This window comes from Sphingobium tyrosinilyticum (assembly GCF_042654265.1).
Lineage (GTDB): Bacteria > Pseudomonadota > Alphaproteobacteria > Sphingomonadales > Sphingomonadaceae > Sphingobium > Sphingobium tyrosinilyticum.
Map to the genome: position 1 here is coordinate 318,699 of NZ_JBHSFZ010000064.1, position 19,133 is coordinate 337,831.

At 62.0% G+C, this 19,133-nt stretch carries 21 protein-coding genes; 12 read left to right on the forward strand and 9 right to left on the reverse strand.

The features are described from left to right. Positions 1–17 precede the first annotated feature (17 nt). Positions 18–1,394, forward strand: a complete 1,377-nt coding sequence (locus tag ACFO3E_RS19050; RefSeq protein WP_066528021.1) for an MATE family efflux transporter — start codon at positions 18–20, stop codon at positions 1,392–1,394. Positions 1,395–1,479: 85 nt separating this feature from the next. Further along, on the forward strand, positions 1,480–1,800 hold the full coding sequence (locus tag ACFO3E_RS19055; RefSeq protein WP_066528019.1) for a hypothetical protein: 321 nt from the start codon (positions 1,480–1,482) through the stop codon (positions 1,798–1,800). A 36-nt stretch (positions 1,801–1,836) separates the two neighbouring features. Here ACFO3E_RS19055 and ACFO3E_RS19060 read toward each other — a convergent pair whose 3' ends face one another. The 4 genes from ACFO3E_RS19060 to ACFO3E_RS19075 all read right to left on the reverse strand — a co-directional run bounded on the left by ACFO3E_RS19060 (position 1,837) and on the right by ACFO3E_RS19075 (position 4,792). Then, complete coding sequence (locus ACFO3E_RS19060; protein ID WP_066528018.1) at positions 1,837–2,610, reverse strand: ABC transporter permease; 774 nt, start codon at positions 2,608–2,610, stop codon at positions 1,837–1,839. Next, complete coding sequence (locus ACFO3E_RS19065; RefSeq protein ID WP_066528007.1) at positions 2,607–3,539, reverse strand: ABC transporter ATP-binding protein; 933 nt, start codon at positions 3,537–3,539, stop codon at positions 2,607–2,609. Before ACFO3E_RS19065 ends, ACFO3E_RS19060 begins: the two co-directional genes overlap by 4 nt. Positions 3,540–3,602: 63 nt before the next feature. Beyond that, entirely contained in the window at positions 3,603–4,232 is a 630-nt protein-coding gene (locus ACFO3E_RS19070; protein ID WP_066528006.1) for a class I SAM-dependent methyltransferase, read from the reverse strand. A 98-nt stretch (positions 4,233–4,330) separates the two neighbouring features. After that, a complete protein-coding gene (locus ACFO3E_RS19075) occupies positions 4,331–4,792 on the reverse strand; it encodes a cupin domain-containing protein (RefSeq protein ID WP_066528004.1) in 462 nt (153 codons plus the stop codon). 120 nt (positions 4,793–4,912) lie between these two features. Between ACFO3E_RS19075 and ACFO3E_RS19080 the strand changes: the two genes are divergently transcribed. Continuing rightward, complete coding sequence (locus ACFO3E_RS19080) at positions 4,913–5,215, forward strand: glycine zipper 2TM domain-containing protein (RefSeq protein WP_066527998.1); 303 nt, start codon at positions 4,913–4,915, stop codon at positions 5,213–5,215. Between the two features lie 63 nt (positions 5,216–5,278). Here ACFO3E_RS19080 and ACFO3E_RS19085 read toward each other — a convergent pair whose 3' ends face one another. Together ACFO3E_RS19085 and ACFO3E_RS19090 are read right to left on the reverse strand one after the other, a co-directional pair. Continuing rightward, complete coding sequence (locus tag ACFO3E_RS19085) at positions 5,279–5,563, reverse strand: hypothetical protein (protein ID WP_380807001.1); 285 nt, start codon at positions 5,561–5,563, stop codon at positions 5,279–5,281. A gap of 136 nt (positions 5,564–5,699) precedes the next feature. Next, entirely contained in the window at positions 5,700–6,107 is a 408-nt protein-coding gene (locus tag ACFO3E_RS19090; RefSeq protein ID WP_066527988.1) for an EVE domain-containing protein, read from the reverse strand. Positions 6,108–6,145: 38 nt separating this feature from the next. Between ACFO3E_RS19090 and ACFO3E_RS19095 the strand changes: the two genes are divergently transcribed. Beyond that, positions 6,146–7,129, forward strand: coding sequence for an isopenicillin N synthase family dioxygenase (locus ACFO3E_RS19095; protein ID WP_197486281.1), 984 nt, complete (start codon positions 6,146–6,148; stop codon positions 7,127–7,129). 10 nt (positions 7,130–7,139) lie between these two features. Here ACFO3E_RS19095 and ACFO3E_RS19100 read toward each other — a convergent pair whose 3' ends face one another. Next, a complete protein-coding gene (locus ACFO3E_RS19100) occupies positions 7,140–7,523 on the reverse strand; it encodes a dihydroneopterin aldolase (protein WP_066527982.1) in 384 nt (127 codons plus the stop codon). A gap of 111 nt (positions 7,524–7,634) precedes the next feature. Here ACFO3E_RS19100 and ACFO3E_RS19105 point away from each other — a divergent pair, with 111 nt between their 5' ends. Genes ACFO3E_RS19105 through ACFO3E_RS19120 form a run of 4 tightly spaced genes read left to right on the forward strand, consistent with a single transcriptional unit; the run spans position 7,635 to position 10,563 of the window. After that, on the forward strand, positions 7,635–8,153 hold the full coding sequence (locus ACFO3E_RS19105) for a GNAT family N-acetyltransferase (RefSeq protein ID WP_066527977.1): 519 nt from the start codon (positions 7,635–7,637) through the stop codon (positions 8,151–8,153). A 43-nt stretch (positions 8,154–8,196) separates the two neighbouring features. Further along, a complete protein-coding gene (locus ACFO3E_RS19110) occupies positions 8,197–8,763 on the forward strand; it encodes a DUF1285 domain-containing protein (RefSeq protein WP_066527974.1) in 567 nt (188 codons plus the stop codon). Then, positions 8,760–9,371 carry a CoA pyrophosphatase gene (locus ACFO3E_RS19115; protein WP_066527972.1) on the forward strand — a complete coding sequence of 204 codons (612 nt, stop codon included), beginning with the start codon at positions 8,760–8,762 and terminating at the stop codon, positions 9,369–9,371. Before ACFO3E_RS19110 ends, ACFO3E_RS19115 begins: the two co-directional genes overlap by 4 nt. Further along, entirely contained in the window at positions 9,352–10,563 is a 1,212-nt protein-coding gene (locus ACFO3E_RS19120) for a CCA tRNA nucleotidyltransferase (protein ID WP_066527970.1), read from the forward strand. Before ACFO3E_RS19115 ends, ACFO3E_RS19120 begins: the two co-directional genes overlap by 20 nt. Here ACFO3E_RS19120 and ACFO3E_RS19125 read toward each other — a convergent pair. Beyond that, positions 10,527–12,182, reverse strand: coding sequence for a putative bifunctional diguanylate cyclase/phosphodiesterase (locus tag ACFO3E_RS19125; RefSeq protein WP_380807192.1), 1,656 nt, complete (start codon positions 12,180–12,182; stop codon positions 10,527–10,529). The two genes, ACFO3E_RS19120 and ACFO3E_RS19125, sit on opposite strands and share 37 nt — an antisense overlap. 180 nt (positions 12,183–12,362) lie before the next feature. Beyond that, a complete protein-coding gene (parC, locus tag ACFO3E_RS19130; RefSeq protein ID WP_066527963.1) occupies positions 12,363–14,651 on the reverse strand; it encodes a DNA topoisomerase IV subunit A in 2,289 nt (762 codons plus the stop codon). Between the two features lie 127 nt (positions 14,652–14,778). Here parC and otsB point away from each other — a divergent pair, with 127 nt between their 5' ends. The 4 genes from otsB to ACFO3E_RS19150 are packed head-to-tail and all read left to right on the forward strand — an operon-like array spanning position 14,779 to position 19,005. Next, a complete protein-coding gene (gene otsB / locus ACFO3E_RS19135) occupies positions 14,779–15,543 on the forward strand; it encodes a trehalose-phosphatase (protein ID WP_066527961.1) in 765 nt (254 codons plus the stop codon). Positions 15,544–15,570: 27 nt separating this feature from the next. Next, on the forward strand, positions 15,571–17,421 hold the full coding sequence (locus tag ACFO3E_RS19140) for a glycoside hydrolase family 15 protein (RefSeq protein ID WP_225870554.1): 1,851 nt from the start codon (positions 15,571–15,573) through the stop codon (positions 17,419–17,421). Continuing rightward, positions 17,418–18,827, forward strand: coding sequence for an alpha,alpha-trehalose-phosphate synthase (UDP-forming) (gene otsA, locus ACFO3E_RS19145; RefSeq protein WP_380807009.1), 1,410 nt, complete (start codon positions 17,418–17,420; stop codon positions 18,825–18,827). Before ACFO3E_RS19140 ends, otsA begins: the two co-directional genes overlap by 4 nt. Positions 18,828–18,864: 37 nt before the next feature. After that, positions 18,865–19,005 (forward strand): hypothetical protein, encoded by a 141-nt coding sequence (locus ACFO3E_RS19150; protein ID WP_197486279.1) that lies wholly within the window; start codon positions 18,865–18,867, stop codon positions 19,003–19,005. Positions 19,006–19,133 lie beyond the last annotated feature (128 nt).

Below are 19,133 nucleotides of genomic sequence, written 5' to 3' on the forward strand. Positions count from 1 at the left end.
CGTGGGTCAGGTTTGACATGAATTGGCACCCCTCCCCCTGGCGCATAGAGGCAGGAGCGCTGCTGGCGCTGGCCCTCCCCATGATCGCGGGCAATATCGCCTGGGCGGGGATTGCTGCGACGGACTTGTTGCTGATCGGCCGGCTCGGCGCGCAAGGGGTTGCCGCAGGCGCTCTCGCCATCAATCTGTTCCACGCCCTGCTCATCTTCGGCATGGGACTTGTAACGGCCGCAGCCCCGCTCATCGCCAATGAACGCGGCCGCCGCCGCCATTCGGTCCGCGACGTACGCCGCACCGTACAGCAGACGCTGCGCGCCGCCTTCCTCTTCGTCCTGCCCGCCTGGCTCCTGCTTTCCCAGAGCGAAGCGATACTGCTCGGCATGGGACAGCAGCCTGACCTGGCGCATCAAGCCGGGCGGATGATGCATGGCCTGCAATGGGCGCTGCTGCCATTTCTGGGCTTCACCACCTTGCGCAACTTCATCTCGGCGCTCGAGCGGCCTGTCTGGGCGGTGGTCATCATGCTGCTGGCGATGCCCTTCAACCTGCTTGCGGGCTGGCTGTTGATCTTCGGCCACGCCGGCCTGCCTGCGCTCGGCCTGTTCGGCGCGGGGCTGGCGAGCAGTTTGTCCTCGCTCTTCCTGTTCCTGGGATTGCTCGCCGTAATCCTGATAGACCGGCGCTTCCGGCGCTACCGGCTGTTCGGTCGCTTTTGGACCCGCGATCGGGAACGGCATCGCGCCGTGTGGGCGCTCGGCCTGCCGATCGCGATCACGGTCGGCTTCGAAACCACGGTTTTCAACGCGTCGGCCTTGCTCATGGGCCTCATCGGCCGCGACTCGCTCGCCGCGCACGCCGTCGCCATTCAGATCGCCGCGCTTCTCTTCATGGTGCCGATGGGCATCGGCCAAGCCGCAACCGTGCGCGTGGGCCTGGCCTACGGACGCGGCGACAGGGCGGGCGTAGGCCGGGCGGGCTGGCTCGCCCTCATTCTGGGCTTCGGCTTCGCCTTTGCAGCGGCGATCCTGCTGATCACGGTTCCACGCCTGCTGATCGGCGCGTTCCTCGACCTGACCGATACCGCAAATGCGGGCACCGCAGCGCTCACGGTCAGCTTCCTGGCCGTTGCCGCCCTGTTCCAACTGGTCGATGCGACGCAGGCGGTGGGCGCGGGGGTCCTGCGCGGCCTGCACGATACGAAGGTGCCGATGATCTTCGCTCTCATTGGCTATTGGATTATCGGCGTCGGTGTCGGCACCCTCCTCGCCTTCCCCTTGGGCATGAAGGGCCTGGGCATCTGGTTTGGCCTGGCAAGCGGGCTGGGAGCGGTGGCGGTGTTGCTGCTTGTCCGCTGGATGATGCGTGACCGCCTGGGACTTGTCGGCTCATCCTGAAAAAGGCCCGGATGCACTATGCGGCCATGGTGCGATGCACAAAGCAATTGAACCCCAGCGCCAAATTGCTAAAGGACGGGACATTATGACTGCCCCGACGACCATTTTCGAAGCGATCGCGCTTCAGAAATGCCTCAAGGCGACCTACAATAAGATGGTCGTCAAGCTGGCGCCGCACATCCTCTATACCCGTCACGACGAGATGTTTATCGACGCCGTGACCGTGGAGCGCGAAGGCGGCCCGCCCCGCGAACTGAAGCTCGGCACGTTCAAGCTGGCTGGCCTCAATGACGTCAGCGTGCTGGATGAGACGTTCGAGGCGATGTACGGCCTCTACAATGAAAATGACGACAAATATAAGGGCGTCACCCTCTTTGCCGTCGCTCCCGAAAGCGCCGCGGCCTGAACAGCCCAGCGGGCGGTCGGCAACTGACCGCCCCTTTCATTTCTTCAGTCGGTAGCCGGTCCGGAACATCCATCCGATGATGGCCAGGCAAACCAGCAGCATCGCGCTGACGAACAGCAGGCTGAACTCTATCCCCACATCTCCGCGCCCGAAAAAGGTCCATCGGAAACCCGACACCAGATAGACGATCGGGTTGAACAGCGTCACCGTCCGCCACGGTTCGGCCAGCATGTGCACGGAATAGAACGCCCCGCCAAGGAAGGTCATGGGCATGATCAGCAGCAGTGGGATCACCTGCAGCTGCTCGAAACTCTGCGCCCATATGCCCAGGATAAAGCCGAACAGGCAGAAACTGACCGCTATCAGCAACATGAACCCCGCCATGGCGAACGGATGCGCGACATGAATATCCACGAACAAATGCGCGGTCACGAAAATGATGATGCCGACGATCAGCGACTTGGTCGCCGCCGCGCCGACATAGGCGATCACCGTCTCCGTCGCTGAAACCGGGGCTGACAGCAGTTCGTAGATGGTCCCTGCAAATTTGGGCATGTAGATGCCGAAACTCGCGTTGAAGATGCTTTCCGTGAACATCGACATCATGATGAGCCCCGGCACGATGAACGCCGCATAGGGAACCCCGTCGATCTGCGTCATCCGCGATCCGATCGCACCGCCGAACACCACGAAATAGAGCGATGTCGTGATCACCGGCACCAGCAGCCCCGTCAGCAGCGTGCGGCTGAACCGGTGCAGCTCGAACTTGTAGATCGACCAGATCGCCCGATGGTTGAAACCGCCGCTCATGCCGCCTTCTCCTGATGGACCAGGCTCACGAAAATATCCTCCAGGCTGCTCTGCTGCGTGTTGAGGTCCTTATAACCGATGCCAAGGTCACCGAGCTTGCGCAGAAGCGACGACACGCCGGTACGCTCCGCTCGCGTATCGAAAACATATTCGATTTCGCACCCATCGGCATTCAACGCCACATCCCAGTCGCCAAGCTCGACCGGAAGACGCTCCAGCCGCTCGCCCAGCGTCACGGTGAGCGTCTTCTTGCCCAGCTTCTTCATCAGGGCAGTTTTTTCCTCGACCAGGATCAGCTCGCCATTGTTGATCACGCCCACCCGGTCAGCCATCTCCTCGGCTTCCTCGATATAATGGGTGGTCAGGATGATGGTCACGCCGGTCTGCCGCAATTCGCCGATCAGCTTCCACATGTCGCGGCGCAGCTCGACATCGACGCCAGCGGTCGGCTCGTCCAGGAACAGCACGCGCGGCTCATGGCTGAGCGCCTTGGCGATCATGACGCGCCGCTTCATGCCGCCGGACAGTTCCAGCATCTTGCTGTTGCGCTTGTCCCATAGCGAAAGGTCACGCAGCACCTTTTCGATATGCGCGTCATTGCGCGGCTTGCCGAACAGGCCACGGGAAAAGCGCACCGTGTCTATCACCCGCTCGAACGCGTCGGTGTGCAGTTCCTGCGGCACCAGCCCGATCGCGGAGCGCGACCCGCGATAGTCACGCACGATATCGTGCCCGGCGACGGTTACCTTGCCGCCGGTCGGCCGCACATTCCCGCAAATGATGGAGATCATGGTCGTCTTGCCAGCGCCGTTCGGCCCCAGCAGCGCGAAAATCTCGCCTTCCTCAATCTCCAGATCGACGCCTTTCAGCGCCTGAAAGCCCGATGCATAACTTTTGGTCAGGCCCGATACGGTAATGATGGACGCCATGCGCGCGAAAGCCCCTCTTATCTGAACGCCAAGATAGGGTTGCGCCGCCGTGGCGCAACCGGGCTATTCACCAAGGCGGTGAAAGCGGAAGACAGTGGCTGGCGGGAAATTGCGCACCGTCTGCCCGACGCGCGCGACTTCCAGGTCCAACGCGTGCAGCACATCTCGACTGACCGGCGGCCGCGTCGAATAGGTGAACTGGATGAAGCTACCCCCCGGCCGCAACATGCGAAAGGCTTCGGACAGGATATCCGCATGCACATGGCGATCCATCGCCAGCAGCGGCAGGCCGCTCACCACCGCTTGATATTGGCCTGGCTCGCCAGCGGCGACGGTCGAGACGATCTGCGCCGGGGTTTCCAGCACCGACACATGGGGGAAATGCCTTCGCAGCCCACGTGCAAAGGCAGGATTGATCTCGACCACTTCCAGCTTTTCGGCTGGCAGTCCGGTCTGCAGGATCGCGCGAGTGAACACGCCCGTGCCACCGCCCAATTCCATGACGCGGCCGTCAAGCGGATCTATATGCCCCACCATCAGGCGCGCGAGGTAGCGGCTGCTCGGCACGACCGAAGCGGTCTGGCGCGGCTTCTTCACCCAGGCAGCCAGGAAATCCAGATATTCCGTCGCGCGCGTGCGGAATTCGCCATGGGGCAAAGCCATCGCCCGGCTGCGCTTGGGCTTGTCATGCATGAGCGAAAGGCGACCAGAAACACGTCATTGCGACTCCCCTTAGCGAGCCCGGCGCGCGACGTCGATTGGCTTTAACATGTCCATAGATGGCAAATTTTTCACTTTCCCGACGGGTTGGGCGATTCGTCGGGCGTCCATCCGGGGGGCGCCAAGGTGAAGCCGGAAAATTCGAAAGCGGGAACGACCGTGCAGCTGACCAGCACCCATCCGCCCAAGGGCTCCGCCGCTTGCCAATGTCCCGCCGGGACGATCCCCTGCGGGCATTGCCCCGCCATAAGGTCGAAGCCCAGCGTCACCCGTCCGACCGCGCAGTCATCACCGGCAACGGACAATAGGAGCGGCGCGCCGCCATGCCAGAACCAATGTTCATCGGCATCGACCTTGTGCCAGTGCGATCGCTGGTGCGCCTCCAGCAGGAAATAGATCGCCGTACCTGCAGCACGCTCACCCGCATGAGCCTCTGCGCGCCAAGTCTCGCGATACCAGCCGCCCTCAGGATGCGGCGCGAGATCGAGCGCCTTGATCAATGCTCCTGCACTGTCCTCGCCCCGGTCACTCATTGCCTAACTTCATTTTTAATCCTCATTTTTCAATCGATTAGCCCGTTGCCGTAGGTTCATGCAACCTCGTCCACTATTAACGGGTTCAACAGCCAAATCATTGTTTCGGAGGAGAATTTTATGCGTAAAGCCATTATCGCTCTGTCGGCCCTTTCGATGGCCATTCCGGTTTCCATGGCGATCCCTACCGATGGGGTAAGCGCTCGCGAGCATTATCGCTATCGCGAATGGCGCGGCCGTGACGGGAGAACCTATTGCCGCAAGTCGGATGGGACCACCGGCCTCATCATCGGTGGCGTGGGCGGCGCGCTTGTAGGCCGCGCAATCGACACCCGCGGCGACCGTGCGACCGGCACGATCCTGGGTGCTGCAGGCGGCGCGCTTCTGGGCAAGTCGATCGATAGCAAGCGCCGCTGCCGCTAATCTTTCGTCATAAAAAAGGGCGGCTGGGAGCCGCCCTTTTCATTGTCCAGAAGAACTAAACTCTTACTTCGCCGAAGCGCCGCGCGCGTCTTCCACCTTGAAGGTGACCTGTTGACCACCGGAGATCCCCGAGACCTTGCCATTCTTTACGGCCAGGTTGAACGCCACGGCGTCGGGATAGCGGCGGCCGGAGATCAGCTTGCCGGTCTTCGTGTCCTTGACCTCGTAAACATAGGTATAACCTTCATGGGTGAAGCGCTGCTTGGCTTCTTCCGCATGGGCGGGCGCAACGGCGGCGATAGCAGCGCCGAAGGCGCCGGTGAGTACAATCTTAGACAGCATTCGCATGGGTGTGCTCCTTGTGAATGCCGATCAAACACCTCTGGGTCTTCTTGTTCTGTTGATCGCAGCTTTGCAGGGGTGCATCAGCCCGACAATCGCAAAAAGCGGCTGGCCAGTTGCGCTCCGCGCAATCAATGGCTTGTCATACTTTGGACATCGCGATGATGTGCTTGAACTGCGCCTCCGTCAGCGGAGAGACCGACAGGCGCGACTGACGCAGCATCACCATGTCCGCCAGCGCCGGATCAGCCTTCATCGCCTTCAGCGTGACGGGCTTGGCCAGCTTTTCCTTCGGCGCGACATGCACCGCGATCCACTTGCCGGTTTCATCGGTACTGTCGGGCGCCGCTTCCTCGACGATCTCCATGACCCCCACGGCCTCAATACCGATATTGCTGTGGTAGAAGAGGGACAAGTCGCCCTTCCGCATCGCCTTCATATTCAGCTGCGCGGCATGGTTGCGCACGCCATCCCACTCCGCCTTCCCCTTCTCGACCAGATCGTCATAAGAAAAGACGTCGGGTTCCGATTTCATCAGCCAATAGTTCATGCGCGCCTCCTTGCATCAGCCGCGTGGGCCGATCAAGGATGCGCGGAACGCCATTTCCCCGAAGGAATGCTGCAAACGTGCCGGAAGCTTCATTGGAACAGGTCCCCCTGCTATCGCTGACCAGCATGGCGAAGGAGGATTTCGCATCGGCGATCGGCGAGTCTTTCCGACAATTCGGCTTCGCCATGGTCAAGGATCATGGCATGGACGCCGCCCTGGTCGATGAAGGCTGGGTGCTCGCCCGCACTTTCTTCGCTCTGCCTGACGACCAGAAGCGGCGCTATGACGCCGCGGCTAATGGTGGGCAGCGCGGCTATACGGCCTTTGGCCGGGAAATCGCGAAGGGCGCGAGCGAAAATGATCTCAAGGAATTTTGGCATGTTGGCCGCGACCTGCCTGCCGATGATCCTTTGACCGCAACCATGCCAGCCAATATCTGGCCCAGAGAAATACAACAATTTCAATCTGTTTTCAGACGACTTTACGCAGAGTTCGATCGGTTCGGCGCCCGCATCCTGTCAGCCATCGCTCTCTATCTTGGACTAGAGGAAAACTGGTTCGATGATGCCGTAGAGAATGGCAACTCGATCCTCCGGCTGCTCCACTATCCACCCGTATCTCCGAACGCGCCCGGAATTCGTGCGGGCGCGCATGAGGATATCAACCTCATCACCCTGCTGCTCGGCGCGGAAGAAGGCGGTCTTGAACTGAAGGATCGGCAGGGCAACTGGCTCCCGGTCGTGCCGCCACCCGGCGCGCTTGTCATCAATGTCGGCGACATGCTCCAGCGGCTCACCAACCACCGCCTGCACTCGACCAGCCACCGGGTCGTCAATCCCCCGCCTGAACGTCGCGGGGTGGCGCGCTATTCCATGCCCTTCTTCCTGCACTTGCGCCCGGATTTCCTCATCGAACCGCTGCCGCAATGCGTGGACGCCGCGCATCCGCGCCGCGACCCGCCGATCACTGCACATGATTATCTGACGGAGCGGCTTCGGGAGATCGGCCTGATCAAGGCGTGAGGCCGCAGCCTTAGCGCCGCCAGCGCCCCAGCGTTATCCCGATCTCCTCGCCCTTCTCGCTCAGCGCCAATTTGATGATCTTCACCTCGACATGCAGCACCTTGTCGTCCTGCAGGAAGATCGTCTCGATGATATGGTCGGCCACCGCTTCGATCAGGGTGAAATGCTGGCCCTCGGGCAGCGCTGCCGTCGCGGCATGCTTCAGGTCCATGTAATTTTTCGACCGCGACAGCGGCGTGTCGAGCGCATAATGATCCGCAACCTTCAACCGCGCGCGAATGGAAATGCGCAGCGGTTGCGGCAAGTGCGTTTCTTCCGAATAGATGCCGGTCAGGACATCGACGTCCAGATGATTGACCTCCAGCGTCAGAAAATCGTCAAATCCGCTTTTCATGGCTTTCCTGCTGCTGGCGATCGCCAGAATAGACTTTTATTTTGCGAAGCAGGCGCTAAGCCCGCCGCTCCCGGCGCGGTCCATGCGCCATTGACGGCGGATCGGCAAGACGTGTCTCATATCGTGCCCCTCAACATCGTGGCGGAAGAGGCGATCGAACGGCTGCTCGACGCCGCTTTCGGCCCTGACCGCCACGGCCGAACCGCTTATCTGATACGGGACGGCATGCCATGGCTGCCCGAACTATCCTTTGGCATAGTCGATGAACATGGCGAGCTTGTCGGCTCGCTGCAGAGCTGGCCCGTCGCTATCACCCATTTGGACGGGTCGCAGACGCCCCTCATCATGGTTGGTCCCGTCGCAGTGTCCCCCGCCATGCAGGGCACCGGCCATGGCCGCGCGCTGATGGACACTGTCGTCACCACGGCCCGCGCTCTTGGCAGCGAGCCGCTGATGATGATCGGCGATCCCGAATATTATGGCCGCTTTTGGGGCTTTTCGGCGGAAGCCACCGCAGGCTGGACCTGTCCTGGCCCGTTCGAGGCTCGCCGCCTCCTGGCATTGTCAGTCGATGGCCGCGCCATTGGCGGCGAAGGGATACTCAGCCCCCGAATCACTGCGCCCGCCTAAATTCCCTTTTGCCATCGGCCGCTGGCGACCCTATCTCGACGCCATGCCTATGGATCCGCCGCCTGATCTTTCCAGCCTATCTCTGACCGACGTCGCTCGCCTGGTGGCGGAAAAGCGGCTGCCACCGGTCGAGCAGTGGAACCCCGATCATTGCGGCGACAGCGAGATGCGCATCGCCCGCGACGGCACTTGGTATCATCAAGGCTCGCCGATCGGCCGCGAAGCCATGGTGCGCCTCTTCTCTACGATCTTGCGGCGTGAGAATGACGGTTCATATGTGCTTGTAACACCGGTAGAAAAGCTTTCGATCGAAGTGGAGGACGCCCCCTTCATCGCCGTCGAACTGAAAAGCGAGGGCAAGGGGCGTGACCGCGCGCTCGCATTCCGTCTCAACAGCGGCGACCTAGTATCGGCGGACCCGGATCATCCGCTTTCGATCCGCGAAACGCCCGATGGTCCGCATCCCTATCTGCATGTTCGGGGCGGGCTTGATGCGCTCGTCAACCGTAGCGTCTATTATGAGCTGATGAACCTCGCCCTTGATGAAGGCAGCGACCCGATCGGCCTGTGGAGCAACGGCGCGTTTTTCGCGCTGGATGGATCGGCATGACACTGGCGGACAGGCTGCGCATCGCGTTGACGGAAGGTCATGGCCGCGAAGTCGGCCTGATGCTGTCGGACACACGCGATCCACGCATAGATGGGGAGATCGTTCTCGCTCCCGCAGCGGTGCTCGTCGCAATCACCGACCGGCCGGAACCAGGGCTCATCCTCACCGAACGCGCAGCTTCCTTACGGAAGCATGCAGGACAGATCGCCTTCCCGGGCGGCCGCGTCGATGACAGCGACGCTGACGAGATCGCCGGGGCGTTGCGGGAAGCGCAGGAGGAAATCGGCCTGCCCCCGCACCTGGTCGATATCATCGGCACGTCCGACCGCTACCACACCTTCACTGGCTTCGACGTGGTGCCGGTGCTCGGCGTCATTCCGCCCGACCTGCCGCTTACCGCCCAGGCAGACGAGGTCGCGGACTGGTTCGAAGTACCGCTTTCCTATGCGCTGGACCCGGCCAATCGCGTCAAGCATGCCGTTGAATTTCAGGGTCTTGAACGGCACTATTATGAGATAATGTGGAACGGCCGCCGGATTTGGGGCATCACCGCCGCGATCCTCGCCAACCTTTCCCGGAGACTCAGCTATGACCGCCTTATTGCCTGATGCCGACTGGCGTCACCGGCCGGGGCTGGACGGCCTGCTCGCCGCGCTGGAGGCGGAAAAAGGTTGTGCCCGCTATGTTGGCGGCGCGGTGCGCGACGGACTGCTTGGCCTGCCCGTCAGTGATCTCGACATCGCTACAGTGCTGGAGCCTCAGGCTGTTGTCGACCGCTTGAAGGCCGGCGGTATCAAGGCAGTTCCGACTGGCATCGACCACGGAACCATTACCGCCGTCATTGCCGGATGGCCTGTAGAAATCACCACCCTGCGCCGCGATGTCAGCACGGACGGCCGCCGCGCCACGATTGCCTATACCGCGGATTGGCGCGAGGATGCCGCCCGTCGCGACTTCACGATCAACGCCCTCTATGCCGACCCGATAAGCCATGAGGTGACGGATTTTTTCGGGGGCGTAGCGGACCTGGAAGCAGGCCACGTGCGCTTCATCGGCAGCGCCGCCGCGCGCATCGCCGAAGATCATCTGCGTATCTTGCGCTATTTCCGTTTTCTCGCGCGCTTCGGCCGGGACTTGCCAGATGACGAAGCCCTCGCCGCTTGCCGTGCCGCCGCCAACAGCCTGATGGCCCTGTCGCGCGAGCGCATTGCCGACGAATTGCTCAAGCTGCTCGCCCTGCCCTCGCCGATCATGTCCCTTCGCCTGATGATCGACGGCGGGATACTTGTCCCCGTGGTGCCCGAGATCGATGCAGAGGGCCTCTCCCGTGTCGAGCAATTGATCGCCCGCGAAGCCGCCGCCGGGGTGCAATCTGCGCCCCTCCGCCGCCTTGCCGCCTTGCTGCCGCCAGACCCTCGCACCGCCGATCTCGTCGGTGCGCGGCTCAAATTGTCGAACAAGGCCCGCAAACGCCTGGTCCTGGCGCTCGACACCAGCGGTGCCACCAGTTCGCCTCAGGCGTTGGCTTTCGACATAGGTGTGGAAAGCGCAATCGACCGCATCCTGCTCGACCCGGCTGCTCCACTGGAACATATCCAACCACTGCAGGGCTGGGCCCCTCCGCAGCTTCCGATAGGCGGGGGCGCGCTGATCGCTCGCGGGTTGCCCCCGGGACCGGATGTGGCCAAAGCCTTAGGCGAAGTGCAGCGTCTGTGGGTGGAGGAAGGCTTTCCCGATGCGGATCGGGTTAGCCAGATCGCAGATCAGACCGTTTCGAAATTCCAACGCGCCCGCCAATAGTCGAACGCGTCATTTTCCGGCATCGGCCGCGCGAAATAGAAGCCCTGGCCATTGCCGCAGCCCATGGATTGCAGCGCGTGGGCCAACTCCTGCGTCTCTACCCCTTCGGCCGTAACGTGCAGGTTCAGCGAGTCCGCCAGCGACAGGATCGTGCGCACGATCGCCTGCTTGTCCTTGTCCTCCAGCATGCCCGATACGAAGCTGCGGTCGATCTTCAATATATCGATCGGCAGGCTGTGCAGGCTCGCTAGGTTGGAATAGCCGGTGCCGAAATCGTCCATCGCGATCGGCATCTGCAAATCCTTGAGCGCAACCAGCAGTTTCCGCGCCTTGTCCGGATCGACGATGATGGCGCTCTCGGTCAATTCGGCGGTCAGCCGGTTACCCGAAATGCCCGAATAGCGCAGCGCTTCCTCAAACATCGAAGCCACATCATCCCGTGCCATCTGAATGGGCGACAGGTTGACGTTGACGCCCACGGGAACAGGCTGGCCGAATTTCCCATCCCAGCGGCTGAGCGCCTGCGCCGCCTCATAAGCAGCCCAGCGGCCGAGCGGCGTGATGAGCCCACTTTCCTCGGCCACGGCGATGAACTCCACCGGCGATACATGCCCAAGGTCCGGATCATTCCAGCGGGCTAGCGCTTCAAAACCAGTAATCTCGCCGGTCTGCAGATGAATCAGCGGCTGATAAGCGAGCGTCAATTCGCCTTGGGACAGCGCCGTTCGCAGCCGGCTTTCGATGGAAAAGCGCCGCTGCGCCTCCTTAAGGACGCCGTTGCGATAGATTTCAACCTTGCCACTGCGCTTGGCGATCTTCACCGCGGCCTGCGCCTTGCGCACGACATCGTCGGGATCGTCCCCAAGGCTCGTTGATAGGGCGCAGCCGACCGCACAATCCACGCGGATTTGCAGATCGCTCAACCGAATGGGCGAACTCAGCGAATCCCTGACCCTCTGAACAATATGAAGACAGTCAGATAGTCCATTGTTCAGTCTAGCAAAAATCGCAAAATCATTTCCGCCGATGCGTGCCAGCACATCGCCCTGACGCAAATTCGACTTCAAACGCTTGGCGACGGTGATGAGCAGTTCGTCGCCCGCCAAAGGACCGAGCGATTCGTTGACGCGGCTGAACCGGCTGAGATCGATGGCAATAATCCCAAACTGCGCATTTTCCGGCCAAGGCGCATTCTGCAGCCGGTCATCAATCTCTTCGCCAAAACCCGTCCGATTGGGCAAGGCAGTCAACCCGTCAGACAACAATTCACGCCGCAGATTCTTTTCAGTTACCCGGTCGCTGGTTCGATCGAGCGCCGTGAAAAGGATCAGGTTCGCTCCATCGTCCATGGATGGCAGCAACCCCGCTGTGCAGCAGAAATATTCAGGCCCCAGCGGTCCGTCGCGGCGCAACTCAAAAAGGGAAGAGTTGTTTCCCGACAGCGCCATGTCGATGATCCGCTTGCGCCAATCATCATAATAGGGCGGCTCATCCTCCGGATCGAAGGCCGCAAGGAAGGTTTTATAGAAAGGCTGGTTCACAGCAACGAGAGACAAGTTGCTGTCTTTATAGCATAACATTGCCGCAGCTTGAGGCATGGCCTCCAGCCAATGTTCCATCTCCGCCAGGCAGCGCAGATGCGTGCGTGTGAACCTCGCGAGGAGGTCTTCTTTCGGCTTTTGACCTGGCCGAATACGCACGGGAGCGGACTTCATACCCCCGCACTAGGCACCAGTGGTAAATTTTCAGGAAACGACGTCCCTGTTTTCAACCGGATATGCGGATTGTTACGCGATCGTTCAAAAACGATTGTCTCGCGGGAAGCCGACCGGCGGCATCCGCCCGGCTGCCCCACGAGCCACGCGCCAAGGCGACATGTCCGCCTCGGTTCGCGTTCGTCCGCGGTCGCCGCCCATCGCCCAGCTTAGACCATCGCTCATGCGGAACGCCACGGCATCCGACAGTCCGCCATCACGATAGCGTTGCATCTGGATGCCCTGGCCGCGCGCCATGCGCGGCATCTCGACAAGCGGGAAGACCAGCAACTTGCGGTTTTCGCCCACCACGGCGACGCTGTCTGCCTCCGTCGCAATCTTGTGCACCACCGTCAGGCGAGCGCCCGGCCGCACATTCACCACCTGCTTGCCCTTGCGCGTTTCGGCGATCACATCGGCCACCGCCGCGACGAAGCCCCGCCCGTCCGACGCCGCCAGCAGCAGTTCGCCGCCAGTCTTGGCCGGGAACAAGGTTACGATATCGCCTTGGTCATCCATATCGACCAGCGACCGAACCGGATCGCCAAAACCCCGTCCGCCCGGTAGCCTGTCCGCGCCGAGCGTGAAGATGCGGCCACTCGACGTGGCAAGCAGCAGCTTGTCCGTCGTCTGCGCATGGAAAGCGATCTTCGGCCCATCGCCTTCCTTGAACTTCAGCGTGTCGGCCGCTGCCAGGTCGCGGTGTCCGCTCATCGCGCGGATCCAGCCGCGTTCCGACAGAATCACCGTGATGGGTTCACGCTCAATCATCGCCTCCAGCGGAATTTCGCGCGCGGGCGCAGCCTCCTCGACCAGCGTGCGCCGCCTGCCGATCTCGCTTTCAGGCGAATAGCGCTTGCGCAGCTCGGCCAGGTCTTTCTTCAGGCGCGTGCGCTGCCGCGTTGGACTTTCGACCAGCTTGGTCAGTTCGTCGCGCTCTTTCAGCAGCTCGCCATGCTCGCGCCGCAACTCCATCTCCTCCAGCTTGCGCAAGGATCGCAGCCGCATGTTCAGGATGGCTTCGGCCTGCCGGTCGTTGAGCTGAAACTCCTCCATCATCAGCGCCTTGGGCTCATCCTCCGTGCGGATGATCTCGATCACCCGGTCGAGGTTGAGATAGGCGATGATATAGCCGTCCAGCAGCTCCATTCGCGCCGCGATCTTGTCCAGCCGGTGCCGTGCGCGCCGCACCAGCACATCGATCTGATGCTTCAGCCACTCGACCAGCACCGGTTTCAGCCCCAGCACGCGCGGCGTCCGCGCAGCGTCCAGCACGTTGAGGTTCAGCGGAAAGCGGTTTTCCAGGTCCGTCAGCCGGAAAAGACTGTCCATCAACACATCAGGATCGACCGTCCTCGCGCGCGGCTCGATAACGATGCGGATCTCCGCGTCGCTCTCGTCCCGCACATCGGCTAGGATCGGCAACTTCTTGTCATTGATGAGCACCGCGATCTGTTCGATCAGCTTCGACTTCTGGACCTGGAACGGGATTTGCGTGACCACCGCGACCCAGGTGCCCCGCCCGCCATCTTCCTTGTGCCAGCGTGCGCGGGTGCGAAAAGATCCGCGCCCCGTCGCATAAGCCTCTGAAATGATGGAAGCGCTGTCCACCAGCACGCCGCCCGTGGGAAAGTCCGGTCCGCGCACGATCTGCATCAGCTCGGCATGCTCTGCTTCCGGATTGTCGATCAGCAGACCCGCCGCATCAATCAATTCGGCTACATTATGCGGCGGGATGCTGGTCGCCATGCCGACTGCAATGCCGCTCGCGCCATTGGCCAGCAGATTGGGGAAGAGGCCGGGGAAAACCTCCGGCTCCTCGTCCTCGCCATTATAGGTCGGGCGGAAATCGACGGTGCCCTCGTCCAGCCCCGCCATCAGGTCGGCAGCAGCCTGCGTCAGCCTCGCCTCGGTATAGCGCATGGCCGCAGCGTTATCGCCATCGATATTGCCGAAATTGCCCTGCCCATCGACCAGCGGCGTGCGCAGCGAAAAATCCTGCGCCAGGCGCACCATCGCGTCATATACTGATGTGTCGCCATGCGGGTGATATTTACCGATGACGTCGCCGACGACGCGCGCGCACTTCTTGTAGCTGGTGGTGTTGCGCGCCGGATTGGCGACCAGCACATCAGGTGATGCGCCCCCCGGCTCCATCCGCAGAAGCCGCATCGCCCATAGCAGCCGCCGGTGCACCGGCTTCAACCCATCCCGCAGGTCGGGGAGCGATCGCGCGGTGATGGTGGAAAGGGCATAGACGAGATAGCGCTGAGACAGCGCATCGTCGAACGGGTGATCCTTGATAGCGTCGAACGGGTCGCGAAAATCGGTCATCGCGATCGGAATAGCAGCGCCGCCGAAAAACGGAAACGGAGTTTACGGGGATGGGTGAGGGCGGAAAAAATCGTCCAGGCTATTTTCCAGGGCTTGCACATTCGGCGAACCGCGCCACTTTGCGCGCGTGTCCGAATCCCGCCTCGCTCCCCTGCCCCACCTGCCCCCTCCGCCTGCTTCGCTGCTGACGGGGGCTTCCCTATTCCTCGACTTCGACGGCACCTTGGCGCCGATCGCCGACACGCCGGACGGCGTTGTGGTGGATACAGACTTGCTCACCCTGCTCGGCGAACTGCGCGACGCCTTGGGCGGGCGGCTGGCGATCGTCAGCGGCCGATCGATCGCAACCCTGCGCGACCTGGGTTTCGCGAACTTCCTGTTGGCTGGCACCCACGGCCTGGAATTCGCTCATCCGGGCGAAGGCGTCGAAGCGCCCCCCCGCCGCCCCGCCGTGGACGATGCGGAAGCCGCCTTTCACGCCTTCGCAGACGGCAAGCCCGGCCTGCTCGTCGAACGCAAGTCGATCAGCGTGGGTCTCCATTTCCGCGGCGCTCCCCAATGGGGTGCACAGGCGGGCGAACTGGCGAGCGACCTTGCGGACAAGCTGGGCCTCGCCCTTCAACCGGGCAAGATGCTCTTTGAGTTACGCCCCGGCGGCGCGGACAAGGGCAGCGCGGTGCATGTTTTGATGGCCCGCGCACCCATGGCAGGCGGGCGGCCGGTCTTCATCGGCGACGACGTCACGGATGAGGAAGGCTTCGCCGCCGCCGCCGCATTGGGCGGCGCTGGCATTCTGGTCGGCCCGCCCAGGGCGACGCTGGCCGCATTCTCTTTGGAACAGGTTGCCGCCGTCAGGCATTATCTCCTGGAGGGGGTCGCCAGGCCGGGCTGAACGACGGCCTGCGCCCCCTTCGTTTGAATGAACCAAGGGGGCAGACCGATAGTCAGGCACAGTCAAACAAGCTACGCCGGGAACGAGCGCAATCTCGATCTTTGGCCTATCGGCAACTGCCAGGCATCCGCGCTGATCGACCGCGCCGGCCGGATGATATGGGCCTGCGTGCCCCGCGTGGACGGCGATCCCGTCTTTTCCGCCCTACTGGATGACAAGGCATGGGATGGCCCGGACGCACATGGTTTCTGGGCGATCGAGCTGGAAAACTGCGTCAGCATAGAGCAGCATTATATCCGCAACACGCCGATCCTCGTGACACGGCAGACCGACGATCACGGCAACGCGATCGAGCTTTACGACTTTTGCCCCCGTCACCGGCATTTGGGACGCATGTACCGCCCGGTCGCCTTTTGCCGCATCGTCCGTCCCGTTGCGGGCAGCCCGCGAATCCGTGTCCGGCTCCGCCCGACGACGTCGTGGCATTCGGAAAATGTGCCGATCAGCTATGGCTCGAACCATATCCGCCTCGTCCTGTCCTACATGGCGATGCGCATGTCCACCAATGCGCCTATCGGCCTCATCAGCCAGGAAAGCTGGTTCCGTCTGGAACATGACATGCATTTCTTCCTGGGGCCGGATGAGAGCTTTTCCGACGCCCTGCGGCCCGCCGTCGAACGGATGCTGGACGACACCATTCATGAATGGCAGGTCTGGGTGCGCGGGCTCGCCATTCCTGCGGAGTGGCAAGAAGCCGTCATTCGCTCCGCCATCACGCTTAAGCTCTGTCAGCATGAGGAAACCGGCGCGATCGTCGCCGCACTGACGACCAGCATCCCCGAACATGCAGATTCAGGGCGTAACTGGGATTATCGCTACTGCTGGATACGCGACGCCTATTACACGGTCGAAGCGCTCAACCGCCTTGGTGCGCTGGACGTCTTGGAAAGCTACCTCGTCTATCTGCGCAACATCGTCGATGGGGCCAAGGGCGGCCATATCCAACCGCTCTACGATGTGCGCGGCAACGCGACATTGGAGGAGCGGGAGGCGGAAAATCTGCCCGGCTATCGCGGCATGGGCCCGGTCCGCGTCGGCAACGCCGCTTATTCGCAAATCCAGCATGACGCTTACGGCCAGATCGTCCTGTCCTCGGTTCAGGGCTTCATCGACCAACGCCTGCTCCGCATGGCCGGCATGTCCGATTTCGAAGCGCTGGAGGCTGTCGGCGAACGCGCCTGGGCCGTCTATGACCAGCCAGACGCTGGCCTGTGGGAACTGCGCACGCGCGCCCACGTGCACAGCTATAGCGCGGTGATGTGCTGGGCCGCCTGCGACCGCCTGGCCCACGCCGCCTCCGCGTTGGCCCTGCCCGAGCGGGAAGTGCATTGGCGCGAACGGGCAGAAATCATGAAGGCGCGTATTCTTCAGTCGGCCTGGCGCACCCACAGCAACGCCATCTCGGCCAATTTCGAAGATGACGCCCGCGACGCCTCACTGCTGCAACTACTCGACCTGCGTTTCCTGACCGCCGACAATCCCATGTTCGTCGGCACGCTCAAGGCGCTGGAGCAGGATCTGCGCCGGGGCAACAATATGCTCCGCTATAGCACGCCCGACGATTTCGGCGAGCCGGTCACCGCCTTCAATGTTTGCACCTTCTGGCTGATCGAAGCCCTGCACCGAACTGGCCGCACGGAAGAGGCGCGGCTGCTGTTCGAAGAGATGCTGTCGCGCCGCACTGCCGCCGGGCTGCTGTCCGAGGATATCGATCCAGTGACCGGAGAATTATGGGGGAACTATCCCCAAACCTACTCATTGGTCGGCATCATCAATTGCGCCGTTCTGCTGAGCAAACCCTGGAGCGTGATGCGATGAGCCGCCTGATTGTCATTTCCAACCGGGTAAGCAGGCCCAACAAGTCCGGTAATCAGGGCGGTCTTGCCGTAGCTCTCGCCCAGGCGCTGCGGGAAAGCCGGGGCATCTGGGTCGGCTGGTCGGGTGAGATCACGGAAAATTTCACCGGCCATATCGGTTTTTCGGAAGACGAAGGCGTCAAGACTGCAACGATCGATCTGGAAGAGCAGGACGTCGATGAATATTATAACGGCTACGCCAACAAGACGCTGTGGCCGCTCTTCCACTTCCGGATCGATCTGGCGGAATATGCCCGCGATTTCGAAGGCGGCTATAATCGCGTCAATCAGCGCTTCGCCGACACGGCGAGCCCCCTGATCGAACCAGAGGACATCATATGGGTTCATGATTATCACATGATCCCGCTCGGCCAGATGTTAAGGGACAAGGGCCTTAACAACCGGATGGGCTTTTTCCTGCACATCCCCTGGCCGCCGACGCGCCTGCTCGTGTCGCTGCCGCATCATACCAAGCTGGTGCAGACGCTCTTCGCTTATGATGTTGTGGGTTTCCACACCGAAGAATGGCTGGAATCCTTCCGCCATTATATCGAACGGGAAATGGGCGGAACGGTCAACGGCGACTTCGTCACGCTCAATGGCCGCACGATCCAGGCGATTGCCTGCCCGATCGGCATCAATGCCCAGGAATTCTCCAGGGCCGCCGTCAGCGACGCGGCCAGCTCCATGTTCGAACAGGTCCGCCGTTCGCTGCAGCACCGTGCCCTGATCGTGGGCGTTGATCGGCTGGATTACAGCAAGGGGCTGGAGGAACGCTTCAACGGCTATGCCCGCTTCCTGAAGGACCACCCCGAACATCATCGTAATGTCGTGCTGACCCAGATAGCGCCCCCGTCCCGGGGCGAAGTGGAAAGCTACCAGCATATCCGCGCCACGCTGGACGCGCTCGCGGGCCGCATAAACGGCGAATATAGCGATGTGGACTGGAGCCCCGTGCGCTACGTCAACCAAGGCTATCCCCGCGACAAGCTGGCGGGCATATATCGCGCTGCCCAGATTGGGCTCGTCACCCCGCTGCGCGACGGCATGAACCTCGTTGCCAAGGAATATGTCGCGGCGCAGGACCCGGAGGACCCCGGCGTCCTCATCCTCTCGCGCTTCGCAGGAGCGGCCACCCAGCTCAAGGACGCGCTGCTCATCAACCCCTATAGTCCCGAGGAGGTGTCCGATTCCATCACTCGCGCGCTCGCGATGCCCCTGGAGGAACGGAAGCGCCGCTGGCAGTCGATGATGAAATGCGTTGAGGAGCAGGACATAAGCTGGTGGCGGCAATGCTTCACCGAACGCCTGATGGCGGTCCAGCGCGAGGTTGAAGAGAAAAAGCCCCAGATAGAGGCGGCCGAATAGCGCTTTCCTCCCTGTCCTGGTTGGCTACACTGAACCAATGACGGATGACGGAGACGAATGGACCGAAGGCGGCGGCTTGGCGCATGCGATCCGGGCGCGCTCCGGCGTTATCTTGGGCGTTGTCGGTCTTGCGGCTTGGATCGCGCTGGTCTGGTTCATGTTCGGCGACGTCCTGTAGCGCGCGAATTCAGCACCCTAATTGCACCCCCGCCTGCTTTGGTCTATGGGCCGAGCCCTAGCAGCCCCGGCACCCGCTGATCCTTTTTCGATTCGCGTTTGCCGGGGCACATTCTTTCTTGGAAGACA